This is a genomic window from Asticcacaulis sp. P4_H10, assembly GCF_056400965.1.
Window position 1 is genome coordinate 20905 of record NZ_JBFUKH010000001.1, and the last position, 15919, is coordinate 36823.

10 protein-coding genes are annotated in these 15919 nt (G+C 61.3%); 5 read left to right on the forward strand and 5 right to left on the reverse strand.

The features are described 5' to 3' along the window. Nucleotides 1-38 precede the first annotated feature (38 nt). On the reverse strand, nucleotides 39-1484 hold the full coding sequence (locus AC1DON_RS00090) for a Gfo/Idh/MocA family protein (RefSeq protein WP_476932697.1): 1446 nt from the start codon (nucleotides 1482-1484) through the stop codon (nucleotides 39-41). Nucleotides 1485-1705: 221 nt separating this feature from the next. Between AC1DON_RS00090 and AC1DON_RS00095 the strand changes: the two genes are divergently transcribed. From AC1DON_RS00095 to AC1DON_RS00105, 3 genes are all read left to right on the forward strand, one after another. Then, nucleotides 1706-3394 carry a methyl-accepting chemotaxis protein gene (locus tag AC1DON_RS00095; RefSeq protein WP_476932698.1) on the forward strand — a complete coding sequence of 563 codons (1689 nt, stop codon included), beginning with the start codon at nucleotides 1706-1708 and terminating at the stop codon, nucleotides 3392-3394. An 86-nt stretch (nucleotides 3395-3480) separates the two neighbouring features. Beyond that, entirely contained in the window at nucleotides 3481-3837 is a 357-nt protein-coding gene (locus AC1DON_RS00100) for a DUF2147 domain-containing protein (protein ID WP_476932699.1), read from the forward strand. Nucleotides 3838-3872: 35 nt separating this feature from the next. After that, nucleotides 3873-4313 carry a response regulator gene (locus AC1DON_RS00105; RefSeq protein WP_476932700.1) on the forward strand — a complete coding sequence of 147 codons (441 nt, stop codon included), beginning with the start codon at nucleotides 3873-3875 and terminating at the stop codon, nucleotides 4311-4313. Nucleotides 4314-4318: 5 nt separating this feature from the next. Here the strand turns inward: AC1DON_RS00105 and AC1DON_RS00110 are convergent, their stop codons facing one another. Continuing rightward, complete coding sequence (locus AC1DON_RS00110; RefSeq protein ID WP_476932701.1) at nucleotides 4319-6643, reverse strand: glycoside hydrolase family 88 protein; 2325 nt, start codon at nucleotides 6641-6643, stop codon at nucleotides 4319-4321. Between the two features lie 436 nt (nucleotides 6644-7079). Next, nucleotides 7080-8117, reverse strand: a complete 1038-nt coding sequence (gntR, locus tag AC1DON_RS00115) for an HTH-type transcriptional regulator GntR (protein WP_476932702.1) — start codon at nucleotides 8115-8117, stop codon at nucleotides 7080-7082. A gap of 373 nt (nucleotides 8118-8490) precedes the next feature. On the opposite strand from gntR, the gene AC1DON_RS00120 reads away from it, so the two are divergent. Together AC1DON_RS00120 and AC1DON_RS00125 are read left to right on the forward strand one after the other, a co-directional pair. Beyond that, nucleotides 8491-11499 (forward strand): glycosyl hydrolase family 28-related protein, encoded by a 3009-nt coding sequence (locus AC1DON_RS00120; protein ID WP_476932703.1) that lies wholly within the window; start codon nucleotides 8491-8493, stop codon nucleotides 11497-11499. 9 nt (nucleotides 11500-11508) lie between these two features. Continuing rightward, a complete protein-coding gene (locus AC1DON_RS00125; RefSeq protein WP_476932704.1) occupies nucleotides 11509-12276 on the forward strand; it encodes a ThuA domain-containing protein in 768 nt (255 codons plus the stop codon). A 56-nt stretch (nucleotides 12277-12332) separates the two neighbouring features. Here the strand turns inward: AC1DON_RS00125 and AC1DON_RS00130 are convergent, their stop codons facing one another. Next, a complete protein-coding gene (locus AC1DON_RS00130; RefSeq protein WP_476932705.1) occupies nucleotides 12333-13094 on the reverse strand; it encodes an SDR family NAD(P)-dependent oxidoreductase in 762 nt (253 codons plus the stop codon). A gap of 113 nt (nucleotides 13095-13207) precedes the next feature. Then, the gene (locus tag AC1DON_RS00135) at nucleotides 13208-15571 is read right to left on the reverse strand and encodes a glycoside hydrolase family 2 TIM barrel-domain containing protein (RefSeq protein ID WP_476932706.1); all 2364 of its coding nucleotides are present in this window, start codon (nucleotides 15569-15571) and stop codon (nucleotides 13208-13210) included. Between the last annotated feature and the right edge of the window lie 348 nt (nucleotides 15572-15919).

Below are 15919 nucleotides of genomic sequence, written 5' to 3' on the forward strand. Positions count from 1 at the left end.
CACTGTCCGCGCACAGGTTTTTAAGTGAAGCGTAAGCCTCAGGTTCGTATCGGCATGGGCACCGGCAGGTCGTGGCCCGGCATGGCCGGCCAGTCCGGGCTTTGCAGGCCGGTGACCAGGCTGTCGATCTTGACCGGTTGACCCGTCTCGAAGCAGCGGTTGGCCGCTACGCCGATCAGGATCGAGGCCGCACCGCCGCGTTCGTCTGCCGCCCGCTTGAGCGGATCGGCCGGGGCCGCCGGATTGAACAGGTCGTTCAGCATGACGTCGTCGCCGCCGCCGTGGCTGCCTTCGCCGCTACGCAGTGGAATGTCCTGTGCCGCCCCCCGCAGAGGTATGACGCGCAACACGCCGTGTTCGGTCTCGCTCTGGGCGGCACCGGCACCCGCCGTCGTCGCCTGTTCGTTGAGCGAGTGTTCCAGCCGGCCCTTGGTGCCGTTGAAGGCGATATTGTAGCCTTCCCAGGCGTTGAACGCGTTGAGGCTGTAGCTCAATGTCGCGCCCTTGGCGTAGCTGACGACGACATTCATCGTGTCTTCGATATTGATCTCGGGGCGCCATACGCAGCGGTCGCGGAAGTAGCCGTCGTACTTCTCGTTATCGAGATAGAGCGCCTTCAGACCGGCATCCTTGCTGAGGTCGAGCTCAAACGTACAGGCGGCCTTTTCCGGGCAGGTCTGGCAGCGCTCATGCGGGCCGCTGAGCCCCAGGCGTTTCGCCATCTGCGGCGTATAGAAGTCGCGTTTGCCGACGGCCGAGACGGCGACCGGCATGTCGGAAAGCCACCAGTTGACCAGGTCGAAATGGTGGGTCGCCTTATGGACCATCAGCCCGCCGGAAATCGCCTTGTTGGAATGCCAGCGGCGGAAATAGTCGGCGCCGTGGACGGTATTGAGCAGCCACTGGAAATCGACAGACAGGATGTCGCCGATGACGCCGCTCATCAGCAGTTCCTTGACCTGGGTGCGGAAGGGCGAATAGCGGTAGTTGAAGGTGACGCGGATGTGGTGGCCGCTCTTTTTGACGGCGTCCAGGATGGCCTGGGCCTTGACGGCATCGGTGGTCATCGGCTTTTCGGTGATGACGTCGAGCCCGGCTTCGAGGGCCTTCAGGATATAGTCGACGTGATAGGCGTCGGGCGTGGTGACGATGACGGCCTGGGGCTTGGTTTCCCGGATCATTGTGTCGAAGTCGGCGGCGGCATAGGCCTTCGGCACCGGCGCCCCGGCCCTGGTGGCACGGCCGGCGACATAATTCATGCGGCCAGGATTTGTGTCGCACATGGCGACGATGCGGTTATGCGCCTTGTGCGGGCCCCAGATGGCGTCCTGGAACATGCGCGACCGGCTGCCGCAGCCAACGATGGCGTAGGCTTTGCGTGTGTCGGCGGCGCGCGCTTTGGGGGCGGCGGCTATGGCAATGCCGGCGGTGGCACTGGCGATGAGGGTTCGGCGGCCAAGAGCGGGTCCGGTCGGTTCGGTCATGTCTCTTCCCTGTATTATATGTTTTATCGGATGTTCGAATGAATACCACGCGGCGCACAGGGTCAATATCGCGCCTGGCGATAATTGCCGCGCAATGCTTTGCATGGCGCCGATGAGCGCGTTTGGCCGTGTGCCTTAAGCATTTGCATACCAATATCGTTAACACTTGCCCCCGCGTGTCATGCGCCAAGACCATAATCTTAAAGACACAGGGGAGCGCCATGCTGAAGCTTTCACACATATCCGTCGCGCGAAAACTTCAGCTGATCCTGGCCATGGCGCTCATCGCCTTTGTCGCCGTATCGGCGGTGTCTCTGATGGACTATCGCGGCGTCATGCTGCGCGACCGCATGGACAAGACGCGCAACGTCGTCGAGGTCGCCGGTAGCGTCATCCACGCCCAGCACGCACGTTTCAAGCGCGGCGAGATCAGTGAGGACGAGGCCAAGGCCGCTGCCGTCGCCCAGGTGAAGGCGCTGCGCTACGAAGGCGAAAACTACTTCTGGATCATTGATGACAAGGCGAACATGATCATGCATCCGTTCAAGCCCGAACTGGACGGTACGGATGCGTCCGAGATCAAGGACCCAAAGGGCGTCAAGCTCTTTTCCGAAATGACCCAGGCGGTGACGGGCGGTCGCGACGGCTTCGTGCGCTATTCGTGGCCCAAGCCCGGCATGGACAAGACCAGGCCAACGGCGAAAATCTCCTACGTGTCGCGCATTTCGGAATGGGGCTGGATCGTCGGTTCGGGCATCTATATCGACGACGTCAATACCGCCTTCATGGCGCAATTGACGAAGTTCGGCGCGATCGGCTTTTTCACCCTGCTGGCGCTGGGTGGCGTCAGCTGGGTCATCGCGCGCGACATCCGCCTCCCGCTTGGGCAACTGACGCGCGGCCTGTCCGCCCTGGCCGAGGGCAAGGACCTGCCGCCGCTGGGCGACGAACGCCGCGACGAAATCGGCGACATGACGCGCTCGCTGCTGCACCTCAATGATCGCCTCAGCGCCGCGCGCCGCCTCGAGGAGGCGCAGACGTCCGACGCCCTGGCCAAGGTCGAGCAGAAGGGCCGTCTCGAAGCCGAGATCAACGCCTTCCGTGGTACGGTCGGCGACATCATGGGCAGGCTGGGGGGCGCGACCGACGACCTGAAACACGCGTCGGACGATATGAACCACATCGTCGCTTCGGTGCACGACAAGGCGCAGACCGTATCTGCAGCCACTGGCGCGACCTCGGGCAGCGTCCAGACGGTCGCCGCCGCCGCCGAGGAAATGTCGGCCTCGATCCGCGAAATCGCCAGCCAGACCGGGTCGTGCTCGATCGCCATCCGCGATGTCGTGGCGCAGATGGAACGCGCCTCGACGACGTCGCACAAGCTGGAAGAGGCGACTAAGCGCATCGTCGAGATTGTCGACCTGATCCAGAATATCACCGGCCAGATCAACCTGCTGGCGTTGAACGCCACCATCGAATCGGCGCGCGCCGGCGATGCCGGCAAGGGCTTTGCGGTCGTTGCCAACGAGGTCAAGCAACTGGCGACGGCGACCGGCCGCGCCACCAGCGAGATCGTGATCAATATTGATAATATCCGCGACGTGTCCGCGGACGTCATCCAGGTGCTGAACACAATCAGCAGAAGCGTCGACACGGTCGATGCCATCGCGGTCAGCATCTCCTCGGCCGTCGAGGAACAGAGCGTCGTCACGGCCGAAATCGCGGCCAATATGAACGCTGCCTATCAGAACACCGACCGCGTCAGTACCGAGATCGACGATATGAACCGGGCCTCGGACGATGCGACGGTATCGGCGCAGAAGACGGCGTCGTCGGCGCACCTCCTGTCCGCCCAGACCGAAACCCTGAAGCGCGAAATCCTGACCTTCCTGGATCGCGTTTCCGCCTGAGCCTTGTACGCGATCATTATTTTGCCGGCTTTTATTCTTAGGAAACCGACTGCGCCTAGGATGCGGCGGAACAGACGGGAAAAGCTATGTATAGATCAGGTGTTGCCGCCCTTGCGCTGGCCGGAATGTTCGCAGGCGGCCCGGTGCTGGCCGCCGACGATGTGCAAGGCCTATGGAAGACCAGGGACGGCGTGACAGCCGAGATCGCGCCGTGCGAGCAGGGTTCCTGCATCACACTGAAAAGCGGGCGCTTCGCCGGACGCAAGATTGGCTATCTGAAGCCCGCCAATAACCGGCTGGAGGGCCGGATCACCGATCCCGCGGACAACAAGACCTATGACGGCCACGCGATGGTCGCTGGCGACAAGCTCAAGCTGTCGGGATGTGTGATGAAAATACTTTGCCAGACACAGGTCTGGACACGCCTGCCGCCGCACGGTTAGGTGCCGGAATGCATGCTCAGCAACAGGGTCTCTCGATGGGAGTGGCGGCTATGAAGGAAGAGGGGCGCCTCAGGATCCTGCTGATCGAGGACAATATCGGCGATGCGCTGTTGTTCCGCCGTGCGGTCGGCAAGCAGAACGATCGCATCGATATCGTCCACATCGAGACCGGCGAGGCAGCGATCGCGACGCTCGAAAATCCCGATGAAGCGCCGTACGATCTCATCTTCCTCGACCTGAACCTGCCGACGATCAGCGGCATGGACGTCCTGAAGAACCTCAAGGCCGAGATTACGCTGCGTGCGATGCCGGTCGTCATCCTGTCCAGTTCCCAGGACAAGCGCGATATCAATGCGGCCTATCAGAACTTCGCCAGTGTCTATCTGGTGAAGCCCAACGATATTGCGGGCTATGACAAGCTGGCGCGCTTTATCGACGAGTGCTGGTTCGGCCTGGCGGCCATGCCCGAGCGATAAAGCGCCTATCTTGTCTTCGCAGCCGTGGCGACGCGCGCCGGCTTGTTCAGCCCGTCAAGCGTCATGGTGATGTAGGATTTGAAACCCGTCAGGTCGCGCACGCCGCTGCCGTCCTGGGCCCAGATGGCGGCATAAGCGTATTTGATCTTCGATGCGTCCTTGAAGGTCACGTAAAGCGTCTGGCCGTCGTCATTGAAGCGCGAGGCGACCGCGTCTTCCGGGTAGAAGAGGATCATGCCGAGATCGTCACCGGCCAGGCTTTGCTTGCCCCAAGACGCGATATAGCCCCACTTGCCCGACGGTGCGCCGGACTTGAGGACCGTCATGTCCTTGTGGTGGACGATGCCGGCGGCCATGGCGCTGGAATTACCGGTTGCCTTGGCGTCGACATAGGTTAGGGCTGAGCCCGAGCGGATTTCGTAATTGGCGGTCAGCGTCGCCTTGCCGTCGTTGAAGCCCTCGGTCCGGACGATAGCGCCGGCCGTTACCGGCCCGTGGACATTGGCCTCGGCGGTGATTTTCCCCTTGCCGAGTTGCGTCGCCTTGCCGTTGCGGACCTCACCGATACTGCCCATACCGAGGCTCTGGCTGACCTGGAGCACGTCCTGGCCCCAGTCGGCCATGTGGTGGTAGTCGTCAGCGCCCTGGCCGATCGTCTGCAGGATCGGGCGCGGTAGCTTCTTGCCGTAGATGTCGCCGGCGTAGCGCTCATCGAGATAGAGGCGGTAGGCGGCCTTGTCCGACTCCCAGCCGATGCCCTCAAAGGCGACCAGGCCGTCGTGGATGAAGTGATCGGCCGGCACTTCGTACTTATGGCGCAGATAGTAGACGCCACCCTTCAGCACGTTGTTGTCGAGTTTGCCGCCTTCCTGAACATTCAGGATGGCCTGGGTCTGGCGTGGCAACGGCGCCTGAACCGGCAGGAAGGATACGGTCGCGGTCTGGCGGGCCTTTAGCGGCAGAGCGAATTCGATGCTCTTGTTGGCTGCGTCGAACTGCGCCGCATAGGTCTTGCCACCGCTGAGGACCGACCAGCCGCCGGTGCTTTTGCCGGAGTGACCTAACGTCGCCACCGGCACGCTGACAAAGGACGCATTCTGGTCGAAGGCCGACGGATTCTCGATGCTGACCATGGTCTTGAGCGCTGCGATGGGCGTCAACTTCATGTCGGCGATCGCTGTGGCGGCTAATAGAAACGCGCCGACGCCGTAGAAATGCGTCTGGCTGTATTCGACGGCATCCGGGCGGTCGCTGACCGGCTGGACATAGCCGAGCTTACCGTCCGGGTGGACCGAGCGCACCAGTGCTGTCCAGCCCTTGCGCACGATCGGCTCGTAGGTGGCGCGGTCGAGAATGCCTGCGTTGATGCCCCAGGCGAAGCCATAGGTATAGAAGCCGGTGCCGCTCGATTCCGGCAGGGCGGTGGCCGGATCGCTCAGCAGTGACGGCGACCAGTAGCCGTCCTCCTTCTGGATGCTGGCCAGTTTCGCCGCCATTTCCCTGAAGACCTGGATAAAGCGTAGGCGGTCGGGATCGTTCTTCGGTAGCTGCGGGATTATCAGGGCCAGGCCGGCGAACACCCAGCCGTCGCCGCGCGACCAGAAGACCTTTTTGCCGTTGATGTCGCGGCGGTCGAAGAAGCGGCTGTCGCGGTAATAGAGGTGCTCGTCCTTGTCGTAGAGATAATTGGTCGCCGCCCAGAATTCTGTCTTCGCAAATTCGCGATATTTCGGATCGCCGGTGATGCGCGACAGCTCCATCCACGCCGGCGGTGACATGAACAACGCGTCGCACCAGCACCAGCGCTTGTCGCACTCGACGCCCTTGGGGCCATAGTCGTCGTGCTTAAGGCCGACATCGGACGGATTGGCCAGGATGTCGTCGAAGCGTTTGCGAACATTGGCGATCGCCTCAGGGCCTGCGCCGTTTTGTGAGGCCCACAGATATGACTGGCCGATGACGTGGTCGTCAGCGTGGTAGACGCGGTCGCCCAAAGCCCAGGCATTGGCCTCGCCGCGCGCCAGGATCGCCTGCTTGAACTGTGGCGCGTCACTGTGGTCTGCCAGCCTGGTCAGGCCGACAAAGAGCGCGCCCTGTTCCCAGCTTTTCGGGCCCGGATAGCCGCGCGCCGCATTGGGCGTCAAGCCTGCTGCCAGCGTCGCCAACTGCCAGTCGCCAACCTTTTCAGCCAGTGCGATGACCTCGGCAGATGTCCATGGTACGGGAGTGGCCGACGGCACGGACTGGACAGGTGTGGGCGCGGCGGCAATAGCGCCGGGTGACATAGCGGCCAGGCTCAGGCCAGCGAGGAGCAGGGCTTTGAAGGTCATGGTTTCCTCTCATTTTCTTATGAATACAGCGAGCTGCAACGCTGTCCATGCGGGGCGCAGGCCATCCGGCACGGGGCGCATAAGTCATCTGTAAATATTATCGGAACGGCGTATCATATAATGAAGCCTTGTCAACCGCGCGTCTGGTCGTAGGTGAGGGGGGCGATGTGTCGTAGGCGGGACAGCTTGCGCCCTATAATGGTCTATGCACGACAAATGACAGCGCTAACATTAATAGGAAGCCCATTCCGCATTATCTGGACGCGAAAAGTGTTAAAAATAATACATATTATCAATTATATAACCTGAAATGTTAGGAATCTTTGGCTAGTTTTGTCCGTAAAATGCATGACAACGATAACATCGTAAATGCCACTATCTACGCCTTGTCGGTTTAGATTATGAATTTTTCGAGACTGCGTAAACGGTCTACCGCTCAGCCACTGTCGCGAACCCTGAGTTCAAAGCCCAGATCCAGATGGGGCTTGGAAAGTGGACGCCCTTCAAGCAGCGCCATGAGCATATTGGCTGACTGGGCGCCGATCTCGTAGCGCGGGGTGGCGACCGATGTCAGCGCTGGCACGATGCAGGCTGACGACGGCACGTCATTGAAACCGCCGATAGCCAGTTGCGCCGGCACGGGAATGCCGCGGCGCTGACATTGGAACAGTCCGCCCTGCGCCAGGTCGTCATTGCAGAAAAAAACGGCGTCGGTGTCAGGGGCTTGGCGCAGCAGCCGGTCGAGCAATATGCCACCGAGTTCGGTAGATGACGGGTCGGGCACCAGCAGTTCGCGATGCGGCTGATAGAGGCCGGCCCTGACCAGGGTGTCGCGATAGCCCCGGCCGCGCGCCAGGGTGCGCGAATCCATCTGCGAACCGATAAAGGCGATGCGCGTCCGGCCCGAAGCGATCAGGTGCTTGGTCATCGCCTCGGCTGCCGCTTCCTGCGAAAAGCCAACGCTGTAAAGGTCTTCCTGGTCGCTGAGCTCCATCATATGGACGACGGGAATGTTGAGTTGTTCGATCAGCCGCCGCGTCGATTCGCGGTAGTTAAGGCCGGTCAGCAGGATGCCGTCCGGATCGAAGGCCAGATAGGCGCGAACCAGGGCGTCCTCTTCTTCCGAGGAGTAGTTGGTGACCCCCAGCAGCATGTGGTAGCCGCGCGGCCGCAGGACCTTTTCGATGCCATCCAGCGTTTCGACGAACACCATGTTGCGTAAAGACGGCACCAGGACGACGACATTCATTGACCGCGCCGAGGCCAGCGCGCTGGCGGCGCGGTTCGAGACATAGCCCATGTCGTAGGCGATGCGCTGGATGCGTTCGCGGACCTCGGGTGCGACCTTGTCCGGGTGGCGGAAGGCGCGCGATACAGTGATGGTCGACACGCCGGCCTTAAGCGCCACGTCCTCAAGCGTTACACGCCCCGTACTGGAGGCCCTGGCCTTGGGGCTTGTCGCACTCTTGATCAAAGCACACTCCGCAGTCGGATGATATCCAAGGATAGCGCTAACAGGGTTGAGACTCCTTGCAGTTGCCAAAACGGCTCTGCCGAATCAGCATGATGCGAAGCGCGAATACGTAATACAGACTGATCTAGAAGGCTAAATAGTTGGTTATGTCAATTCATTGCCTGTGAATGCGAGGGGCGGTGCTGTATTGTTCAACCGGCATGGTCAGATATCGTATACTCAGTCTATTCGTCATAATAATACCTGGCGCGCCCAGTATCCCTACCCTGTGCATCAGCCGGCCCGTAGAGTGATTAAATCCGTATAACCACTGTTTTCATTCGGCTAAATCTATGTTAGCGCTGTCATCAACGATAAAGTGGGAGAAGTATCAATGCGTGTGCTGCTGAGCGCTACCGTGTGCGCGTTTCTATCTATCGTCCTGGCTGCGCCGTTGAGTGCCGCGCCCTTGGCGAAACCCATATCCAGATCGGTTTACGAGATCGCACCTGATGATCCGCGCGCCGTCCGCGTCCAGGCGAAAGGCGACGGCTTGGCTGATGATACGGCTGCCATCCAGGCGGCGATCGATCAGGCCAAAAACGGCGGTGGCATCGTCTTCCTGCCGTCCGGCCGTTATCGCCTGACGCGCAGCCTCAATGTCTGGCCGGCGGTGCGCATCTTTGGTGTCGGACCCAAGCGTCCGGTCTTTGTGCTGGCGGACAACACGCCGGGCTTCCAAAGTGGCGTGGCCTCGATGATCGTTTTCACGGGCGACGATCAGTACAATGTCGGCAAGGTGCCTGTGCCGGTCGCCAGCTTCGTGCCGTACAGCGAAACCATTCGCGACGCCAATTCCTCGACCTTCTACTCGGCGATGAGCAATGTCGATTTTGAGATCGGCCAGGGCAACGGGGCGGCGACGGCGGTGCGCTTCCGCCTGGCGCAGCATGCCTTCCTCAGCCACATCGATTTCCACCTCGGCTCGGCCCTGGCCGGCATCTATCAGGCCGGCAACGAGGGCGACAATTTGCGTTTCTTCGGCGGGCGCTACGGCATCCTGACGGAAAAGACGTCGCCGGCCTGGCAATATACGCTTCTGGACTCCGAATTCGACGGTCAGTCCGAGGCCGCCATCCGCGAGCACGAGGTTGACCTGACGCTCGTCAACATCAAGATCCGCAACACCAGGACCGGCATCGACATCGACGAAGGGTACAGCGACTCACTGTGGGGCAAGGATGTCCAGTTCGAGAACCTGTCGAACGCGGCCGTCGTCATCAGCAATGAGGACAGCGTCTTTACTCAGGTCGGCTTCGACAATGCCTCGGCGAAAGGCGTGCCGGTTTTCGCGAAATTTCGCGACAGCGGCAAGACGGTCGCGGGCGCAGGCCCGGCCTATACGGTCAAAAGCTTTACCCATGGCCTGACTCTTCCGGCGCTTGGCGCGATGGGGGCGTTTGAAACGCATATGGACGCCAAGGCGGTGACCAAGCTGTCAGCCGAGCGTCCGGCAGCGCTCAAGCGCCTGCCGCCAGTCAAGCAGTGGAAAAATGCTCACGACCTGGGCGTCAAGGGCGACGGCGTCACCGACGACACCATGGCACTTCAGGCGGCGATCGACAAAAATCGCGTTGTCTACCTGCCGGCCGGCTATTACCGCGTCAGCGACACCCTGCGTTTGCGGCCTGACAGCGTGGTCATCGCACTGCACCCCAGCCTGACGCAGATCTACCTCGAAGACAGTACGCCCAACTATCTCGGCGTTGGAGACCCCAAGCCCCTCGTCGAAAGTGCGAAGGGCGGCAATGCCATCCTGTTTGGTTTCGGTCTCTATACCGGCGCCTATAACCCGCGCGCCTCGGCCCTCGTCTGGCAGGCGGGGGCGGACTCGATGGTCAATGACGTGAAGATCCAGGGCGGATCGGGCACGCGCCTGGGCAATGGCAGGCGCATGGAGATGTCCGATCCCAAGAACCGCTGGGATGGTCAATATCCCGGCATCTGGGTCAAGGATGGCGGCGGCGGCACCTTTGTCTCGGTATGGACGCCCAACACTTTCGCGCAGGCCGGTTTCTACGTCACTAATACGAAGACGCCGGGCCACGTCTATCAGTTGTCGGCGGAGCACCACGTCCGCGCCGAGATCGTGCTCGACGGCGTTGAAAACTGGGAATTCCTGGCGCCGCAGACCGAACAGGAAGTGCGTGACGGTCTCGATGCCCTGTCGACCGAAATCCGCAACTCACGCAATATCCTGTTTGCCAATTATCATGGCTATCGCGTGACGCGGTCGCTGAAGCCGGCGCGGGCGGCGGTCAAGCTCTATAACGCTTCGGACATTCGCTTCCGCAATGTCCACGTAAACGGCGAAAGCGGCTATGCGACCTGCGACGATGCCGGCTGCGCGACCTATCTGCGCGCCGGCAAGTTCCCGTTCGAAAATTCCATTGTCGATGTGACCAGTGGCGCCGAGGTGCGTGAGCGTGAGTTTGCCGTGCTCGACGTGCCGGCGACGCCAAAGGTTATCTCGACTGACGTGTCGGCGGTCAAAAAGATCAAGGACGGTTTCTACTCGATCTCGGGCGCGACCGTAGCGCCTGACGGCACGCTGTACTTTGTCGAACGCCAGTTCCACCGCATCTACAGCTGGACGGCGAAATCGGGCCTGTCCATCGTCCGCGATGCGCCGCTCGATCCGGTCAACCTGGCCGTGGCGAAGAATGGCGATCTGATGGTCCTGTCGTCGGAAGGCCCGGCTGGCGCGGTCTATAGCTTTGACCCGAAGGCCGCCGGTTTCGACCTGACCATGGTGTCGCCTACGCCAGTGGCCGCGCGCGCGGATGCCAAAACGCTCCTGCCGGGCAATTTCTGGGTCAATGGCGAGTTCCGCGACCAGTTCGATGCCAATACCCTGCGCTTTACCACCCTGGCCGAACTGTTCGCCAAGGACGTCCAGACCGCCAAGACGCACGAATATGTCTCGCCTGACGGCAGCCTGGTTCTGCCGGCCTTCCGTGTGTTGCAGCAAGGGCCGACTAACCATCTCGGCTGGCGCTGGTCAGATACGCTGCAAACCTACGGCTTTAAGGCTGGCAAGGTCGGCGAGCGCATCGTCTTTACCAATGGCTCGGAAAACAAGACCTATAGCGGCGTGGTCGCGGCCGGTGGCGCATTGGGTGACCTGAAGGTCATCGCCAATCGCGGCGGTGAAAGCGCCGTTCAGGGACCAGATGGCAAGCTCTACGTCGCCAACGGCCAGGTCTTTGTCTATGACGCTGATGGCAAGGAAGTCGATCGGATCGATACCCCGGAACGCCCCTTGCAGCTGATCTTCGGTGGTCCCGATATGCGGACCCTGTTCATTCTCAGCCACCATGGCCTCTACGCCGTCCAGCGATAGGAAGCTGACATGCAACGTTTCGTGGTGATGCTTGTGACGGTTCTGGCCGTCGTATTCCCGACCGCCGGTTGGGCCGAGAACCAGTTCAAATTGCTGGTCCTCGCCATGCCATCCAAGTATCACTACGAATACATACCGGTTGCCCGCGACAGCCTGGAGCGCATCGCCAAACTCCATTCTTTCGAGGTCGTCTGGACCAGCAAGCCGGAAGACCTTGAGAAGGATATGGGCCAGTACGCGGCGGTGATGCTGCTCAATACGCCGGTCGAGGACCTGAACGCGGCCCAGCGCGGCGGGTTCGAAACCTATATGCGCTCAGGCGGCAATGCGGTGGTGGTGCATCGCGCCGCCATTGCCCTGCCGGCCAATAGCTGGGCCTGGTACGAAAAGCTGGTCGGCCGGACGGTTGGCGTGCATCCCATGCTGCAGACCGGCGTCGTCACGGTCGTCGACAAGACCTTTCCGGCGACCTATGGCGTGCCCGATCGCTGGCTGTGGAGCGACGAGTTCTACACCACGACCAACCCGTACAATGTCAAGATCCACACGGTGCTGAGCGTCGACGAGGCCAGCTATGACCCGACCAAAATATGGCCGGGTCAGGTGTCTAAGCCGATGGGCAAGGACCATCCGATCGCCTGGTACCACGACTTTGAAAAGGCTCGTGTCTTCGTCACCACGCTTGGGCACAATGGCGAAATGTACCGCGACCCGCAGTATCTGAGCCACATCTTCGGCGGCATCTACTGGACGGTGACCGGGCGAATGGCGCCGTAGCGCTTTCCGAAAAGTGTGCAGCGGTTTTCGGATAACAAGCGCGACCAAGCAAAAGCCTAAGGCATGTACTGCCCGCCATTGATATGGATGATCTGGCCGGTGATGTAGCCGCTCATCTGGTCCGAGGCGAGGTAGAGCAGGGTGCCGGTGCAGTCGTCGGGCGTCCCGACGCGCTTGAGCTGGGTCGCGTTCTTCATCGCTTCCATACGGTCGGCGGGCGTCGCCGCGTGGAAAGGCGTGCCGATGACGCCCGGTGCGATGGCATTGACGCGGATGCCGCGCCCGGCCAGGTCGCGCGCCATGTGCCGCGTCAGGTTATGGATATAGGCCTTGGCGCAGGCATAGTGGCCGGAACCCGGGCCGCCGCCGTCGTTGCCGGCGATCGAGCCGACATTGATGATTGTGCCGCCGCCTTGGGCTTCGATCAGCGGCACGGCGGCCTGTGAGGCGTTGATGACCGAGCGGACATTCAGGTTCATGACGGCGTCGTAGAGGGCGTCATCGATCTCCATGAACGGTTTGCGCCCACACAGCGAGCCGGCGTTGTTGACGAGGATATCGAGCTTACCCAAGGCCTTGGCGGCCTCATCGACCAGGCCAGCCGCTGTCTTCGGGTCGGTCAGGTCGGCCTGGACCAGGGCAGCCTTGCCGCCAAGGGCCGTGATGGCGGCAACGACCTCGCGCGCTCCGTCTTCATTGGCGCCATAGTGGACGGCGACGGCCGCGCCATGGCGGGCAAAACCGATGGCCGCGGCGGCGCCGATGCCGGAGGAGGCGCCCGTGACGAGCACGGCCTTGTCTTTGAGGTCGGTAAGCATGGGTTTCCTTAGTTTATGGGGGACAAGGATCAAAGACGGCGTCTTGCCGTCGGTGAGCCGTCCGGATTGGACGAGCAGGCGCGTGGAGCCATCGGGCGTGCGGAGCGCATGGTCTACTCCTTTACATCGATCGTGGCGGTGGCGGGCGTCAGGCCTTCAGCTGTTACCTTGATCTTGATCGCGCCCTTGCTGTCAATAGCGCGGACCATGACCAGGGCGCGGCCGTTCCAGGCGTTACGCGCCGGCGACGAAAACACCGTCGAGTCGGTCGGCGAGCCGTTGTCGAACGCCGCCAACTGCCCTGCGCCTTCGACCGATACGGTCAGCTTCTGAGCGGCATCGGGAACGCGCACGCCCTTGGCATCGACGACCTGAACGCGGATGAAACCGATATCGTCGAAACCGCGCGCCAGGGTCTTCTGTTCGGCCTCTAGGTGCACGGCGGCGGGCTTGCCGGCGGTCTTCAGTTCGTCCTGCGTCACCACCTTGCCGGCCGAGTCATAGCCGACGACGCGGATCGTGCCCGGCGCAAATGGCACATCGTACTTGATGGCGCTGTCGTCGGCATTCCTGGGTTTCTTGCCCAGAGACTTGCCATTGAGGAACAGCTCGACCTCGGGTGTATTTGCGACGATCTCGACCTTTTCGGAGTGTGTCGTCTGGTTTTCCGGCGTCCAGTCATTGAGCACACCAGGCCCCTTGGGCTGTGGCATGGCGATCCCGACCATGGTCGGCAGTTCAGACGTATCGATGACCTCGGTGACGCGGCGGCCGATCTTGACGACCGGCGTCTCGGCCCACCACGAGGCGCGTTCCCAGCCGATCGGCTTGACGGCATCGATGCGGTCGACCAGGCCAGACGGGTTGGAGATGAACGGCCAGCCGGCGCGGTCGGCCTCACCCAGGTAATCGGCGCCGGTCCACAGGAACATGCCGGCATAGGGAGCGAAATCGCGCACCGGCAGCCAGTTGGAGCGGTTCTTGCCATTTTCGGTGCCGATGATCTTGCGCGTCGGCTTGTCTTTGTGCGCCTGGGTCAGCTCGTTTTCGCGGTAGTTCTGGCCGACGACGTCGAGCAGGTCGGCTAGGCCGTTTTTATAGTCGCCCGAGGTGTTGGGCCGGAACAAAGCCATGGTCACCGGCCGTGACGGATCTTCGGTATTGAAGATGGTCTTCAGCCGGGTGACGATCGACTTGGCGACGACAGGGTAGGGGGTGTCATGGATTTCGTTGCCGATCGACCAGATGACGACCGACGGGTGGTTGCGGTCGCGCTTGACGAAGTCGCGGGCGTCGATCGACGACCAGTCGGTGAAGAACAGGTGATAGTCGTAAGGATTCTTGGCGACCGTCCACATGTCGAAGGCTTCGTTCATGACGACGATGCCCATCTTGCCGCACAGGTCGAGGAATTCGGGGCTGAACGGGTGGTGGGCGGTGCGGATGGCGTTGACGCCCAGCGCCTTCAGCCCCTTCAGGCGGCGCTCATAGAAGCTCAGCGGCACAGCCATGCCGAAGGCGCCGCCGTCGGCGTGGATGGCGGTGCCCTTAAGCTTGACGTTCTTGCCGTTGATCCAGAAGCCGGTGTCGGCGCGGAACTCGATCTGGCGCACGCCGAAGGCCGCTGTGTCGGTCTCCAGCGTTTCACCTGTGTCGGAGACGACCTTGACGCTGGCCGTGTACATATTGCCTTGGCCGATGTCCCAGAGCTTCGGATTATTGAGGACGCCTTCGGCCGACAGCTTGACCGATCGGCCGGCGGGAATCGTCAGGGCGCCGCCCTTGAACGATCCGGCGGGTTTGCCATCGGGGCCGGTCAGGCTGACCTCGAGATGTGCGGTGCGGTCCGAGGCCGAGCGGTTGATGATCGCACTTTCGACCTTCACCGACGCCTTGCCGGCTTCGATTGTCGGAGTGGTGACATAGGTCCCCCAGCCGTCGACATGGATATCGCCGGTGACGATCAGCTTGACGTGGCGGTAGATGCCGCCGCCGGCATACCAGCGCGAGGCCGGTTGGGCGGTGGTGTCGGCGCGCACCGAAATGACATTATTGCCGTCCCATTTCAGGTGGTCGGTGATCTCATAACGCACGCTGGAATAGCCGTTGGGGCGATGGCCGACGTGCATGCCGTTGATCCACACGCCGCCGCGATCCATGATGCCGTCGAGCTCGATAAAGACGCGCTTGCCCTTGTCGGGTGCGGGCAGGGTAAAGTCCTTGCGATACCAGGCAACGCCGGTCGGCAGCCAGCCGCCGGAACCGGTCGCGGGGGCATTCTGATCGAACGGCCCATTGATGGCCCAGTCGTGCGGCAGATCGACCTTTTGCCAGTCGGCGGCGGGGACAGCGACCTGTTCGGCGCCGGCGATATCGCCCTTGGCGAAGGTCCACGCCGCGTCGAAGTTGCGTGTTTCACCGGCGGCGGCTGGCAGGCCTGCCAAAAGCGCCGCCATTCCGACAATGGAAACGACCATTCTGTAATGCGTTCTCATCTTCCGCCCTGCTCTTTATGTCTATTACTGATACGCGCGGCCCCGAAAGTTCCGTCGATCGCGCCCTGCGTGGTCATGAGTAAAAATCAATATCGATCATGTCAACTGTTTGTTTTGAGGCTTGTAATCGATAACATACAATAAATTTTGGCATATTGTCCGACAAAAACGCATTTTAGCTCACACACAATCAAAAGGTTGCAAGTTTAGCATATCGCTGTCATAACGGCTTAATTGTACGATATTTTGGCTTCTAAGGGCTGGGTTGTCGTTTCGAAATAATGACTTAATATTCAATTATCGGAACGATATTTGTCCAGCCTCTCTGTG

What these genes read in the sequence shown, in the direction of transcription:
- AC1DON_RS00130 (WP_476932705.1), bottom strand. Translation starts at nt 13,094, where the DNA reads ATGCTTACCGACCTCAAAGACAAGGCCGTGCTCGTCACGGGCGCCTCC.
- AC1DON_RS00100 (WP_476932699.1), top strand. Translation starts at nt 3,481, where the DNA reads ATGTATAGATCAGGTGTTGCCGCCCTTGCGCTGGCCGGAATGTTCGCA.
- AC1DON_RS00110 (WP_476932701.1), bottom strand. Translation starts at nt 6,643, where the DNA reads ATGACCTTCAAAGCCCTGCTCCTCGCTGGCCTGAGCCTGGCCGCTATG.
- AC1DON_RS00095 (WP_476932698.1), top strand. Translation starts at nt 1,706, where the DNA reads ATGCTGAAGCTTTCACACATATCCGTCGCGCGAAAACTTCAGCTGATC.
- AC1DON_RS00120 (WP_476932703.1), top strand. Translation starts at nt 8,491, where the DNA reads ATGCGTGTGCTGCTGAGCGCTACCGTGTGCGCGTTTCTATCTATCGTC.
- AC1DON_RS00135 (WP_476932706.1), bottom strand. Translation starts at nt 15,571, where the DNA reads ATGGTCGTTTCCATTGTCGGAATGGCGGCGCTTTTGGCAGGCCTGCCA.
- AC1DON_RS00090 (WP_476932697.1), bottom strand. Translation starts at nt 1,484, where the DNA reads ATGACCGAACCGACCGGACCCGCTCTTGGCCGCCGAACCCTCATCGCC.
- AC1DON_RS00105 (WP_476932700.1), top strand. Translation starts at nt 3,873, where the DNA reads ATGGGAGTGGCGGCTATGAAGGAAGAGGGGCGCCTCAGGATCCTGCTG.
- AC1DON_RS00125 (WP_476932704.1), top strand. Translation starts at nt 11,509, where the DNA reads ATGCAACGTTTCGTGGTGATGCTTGTGACGGTTCTGGCCGTCGTATTC.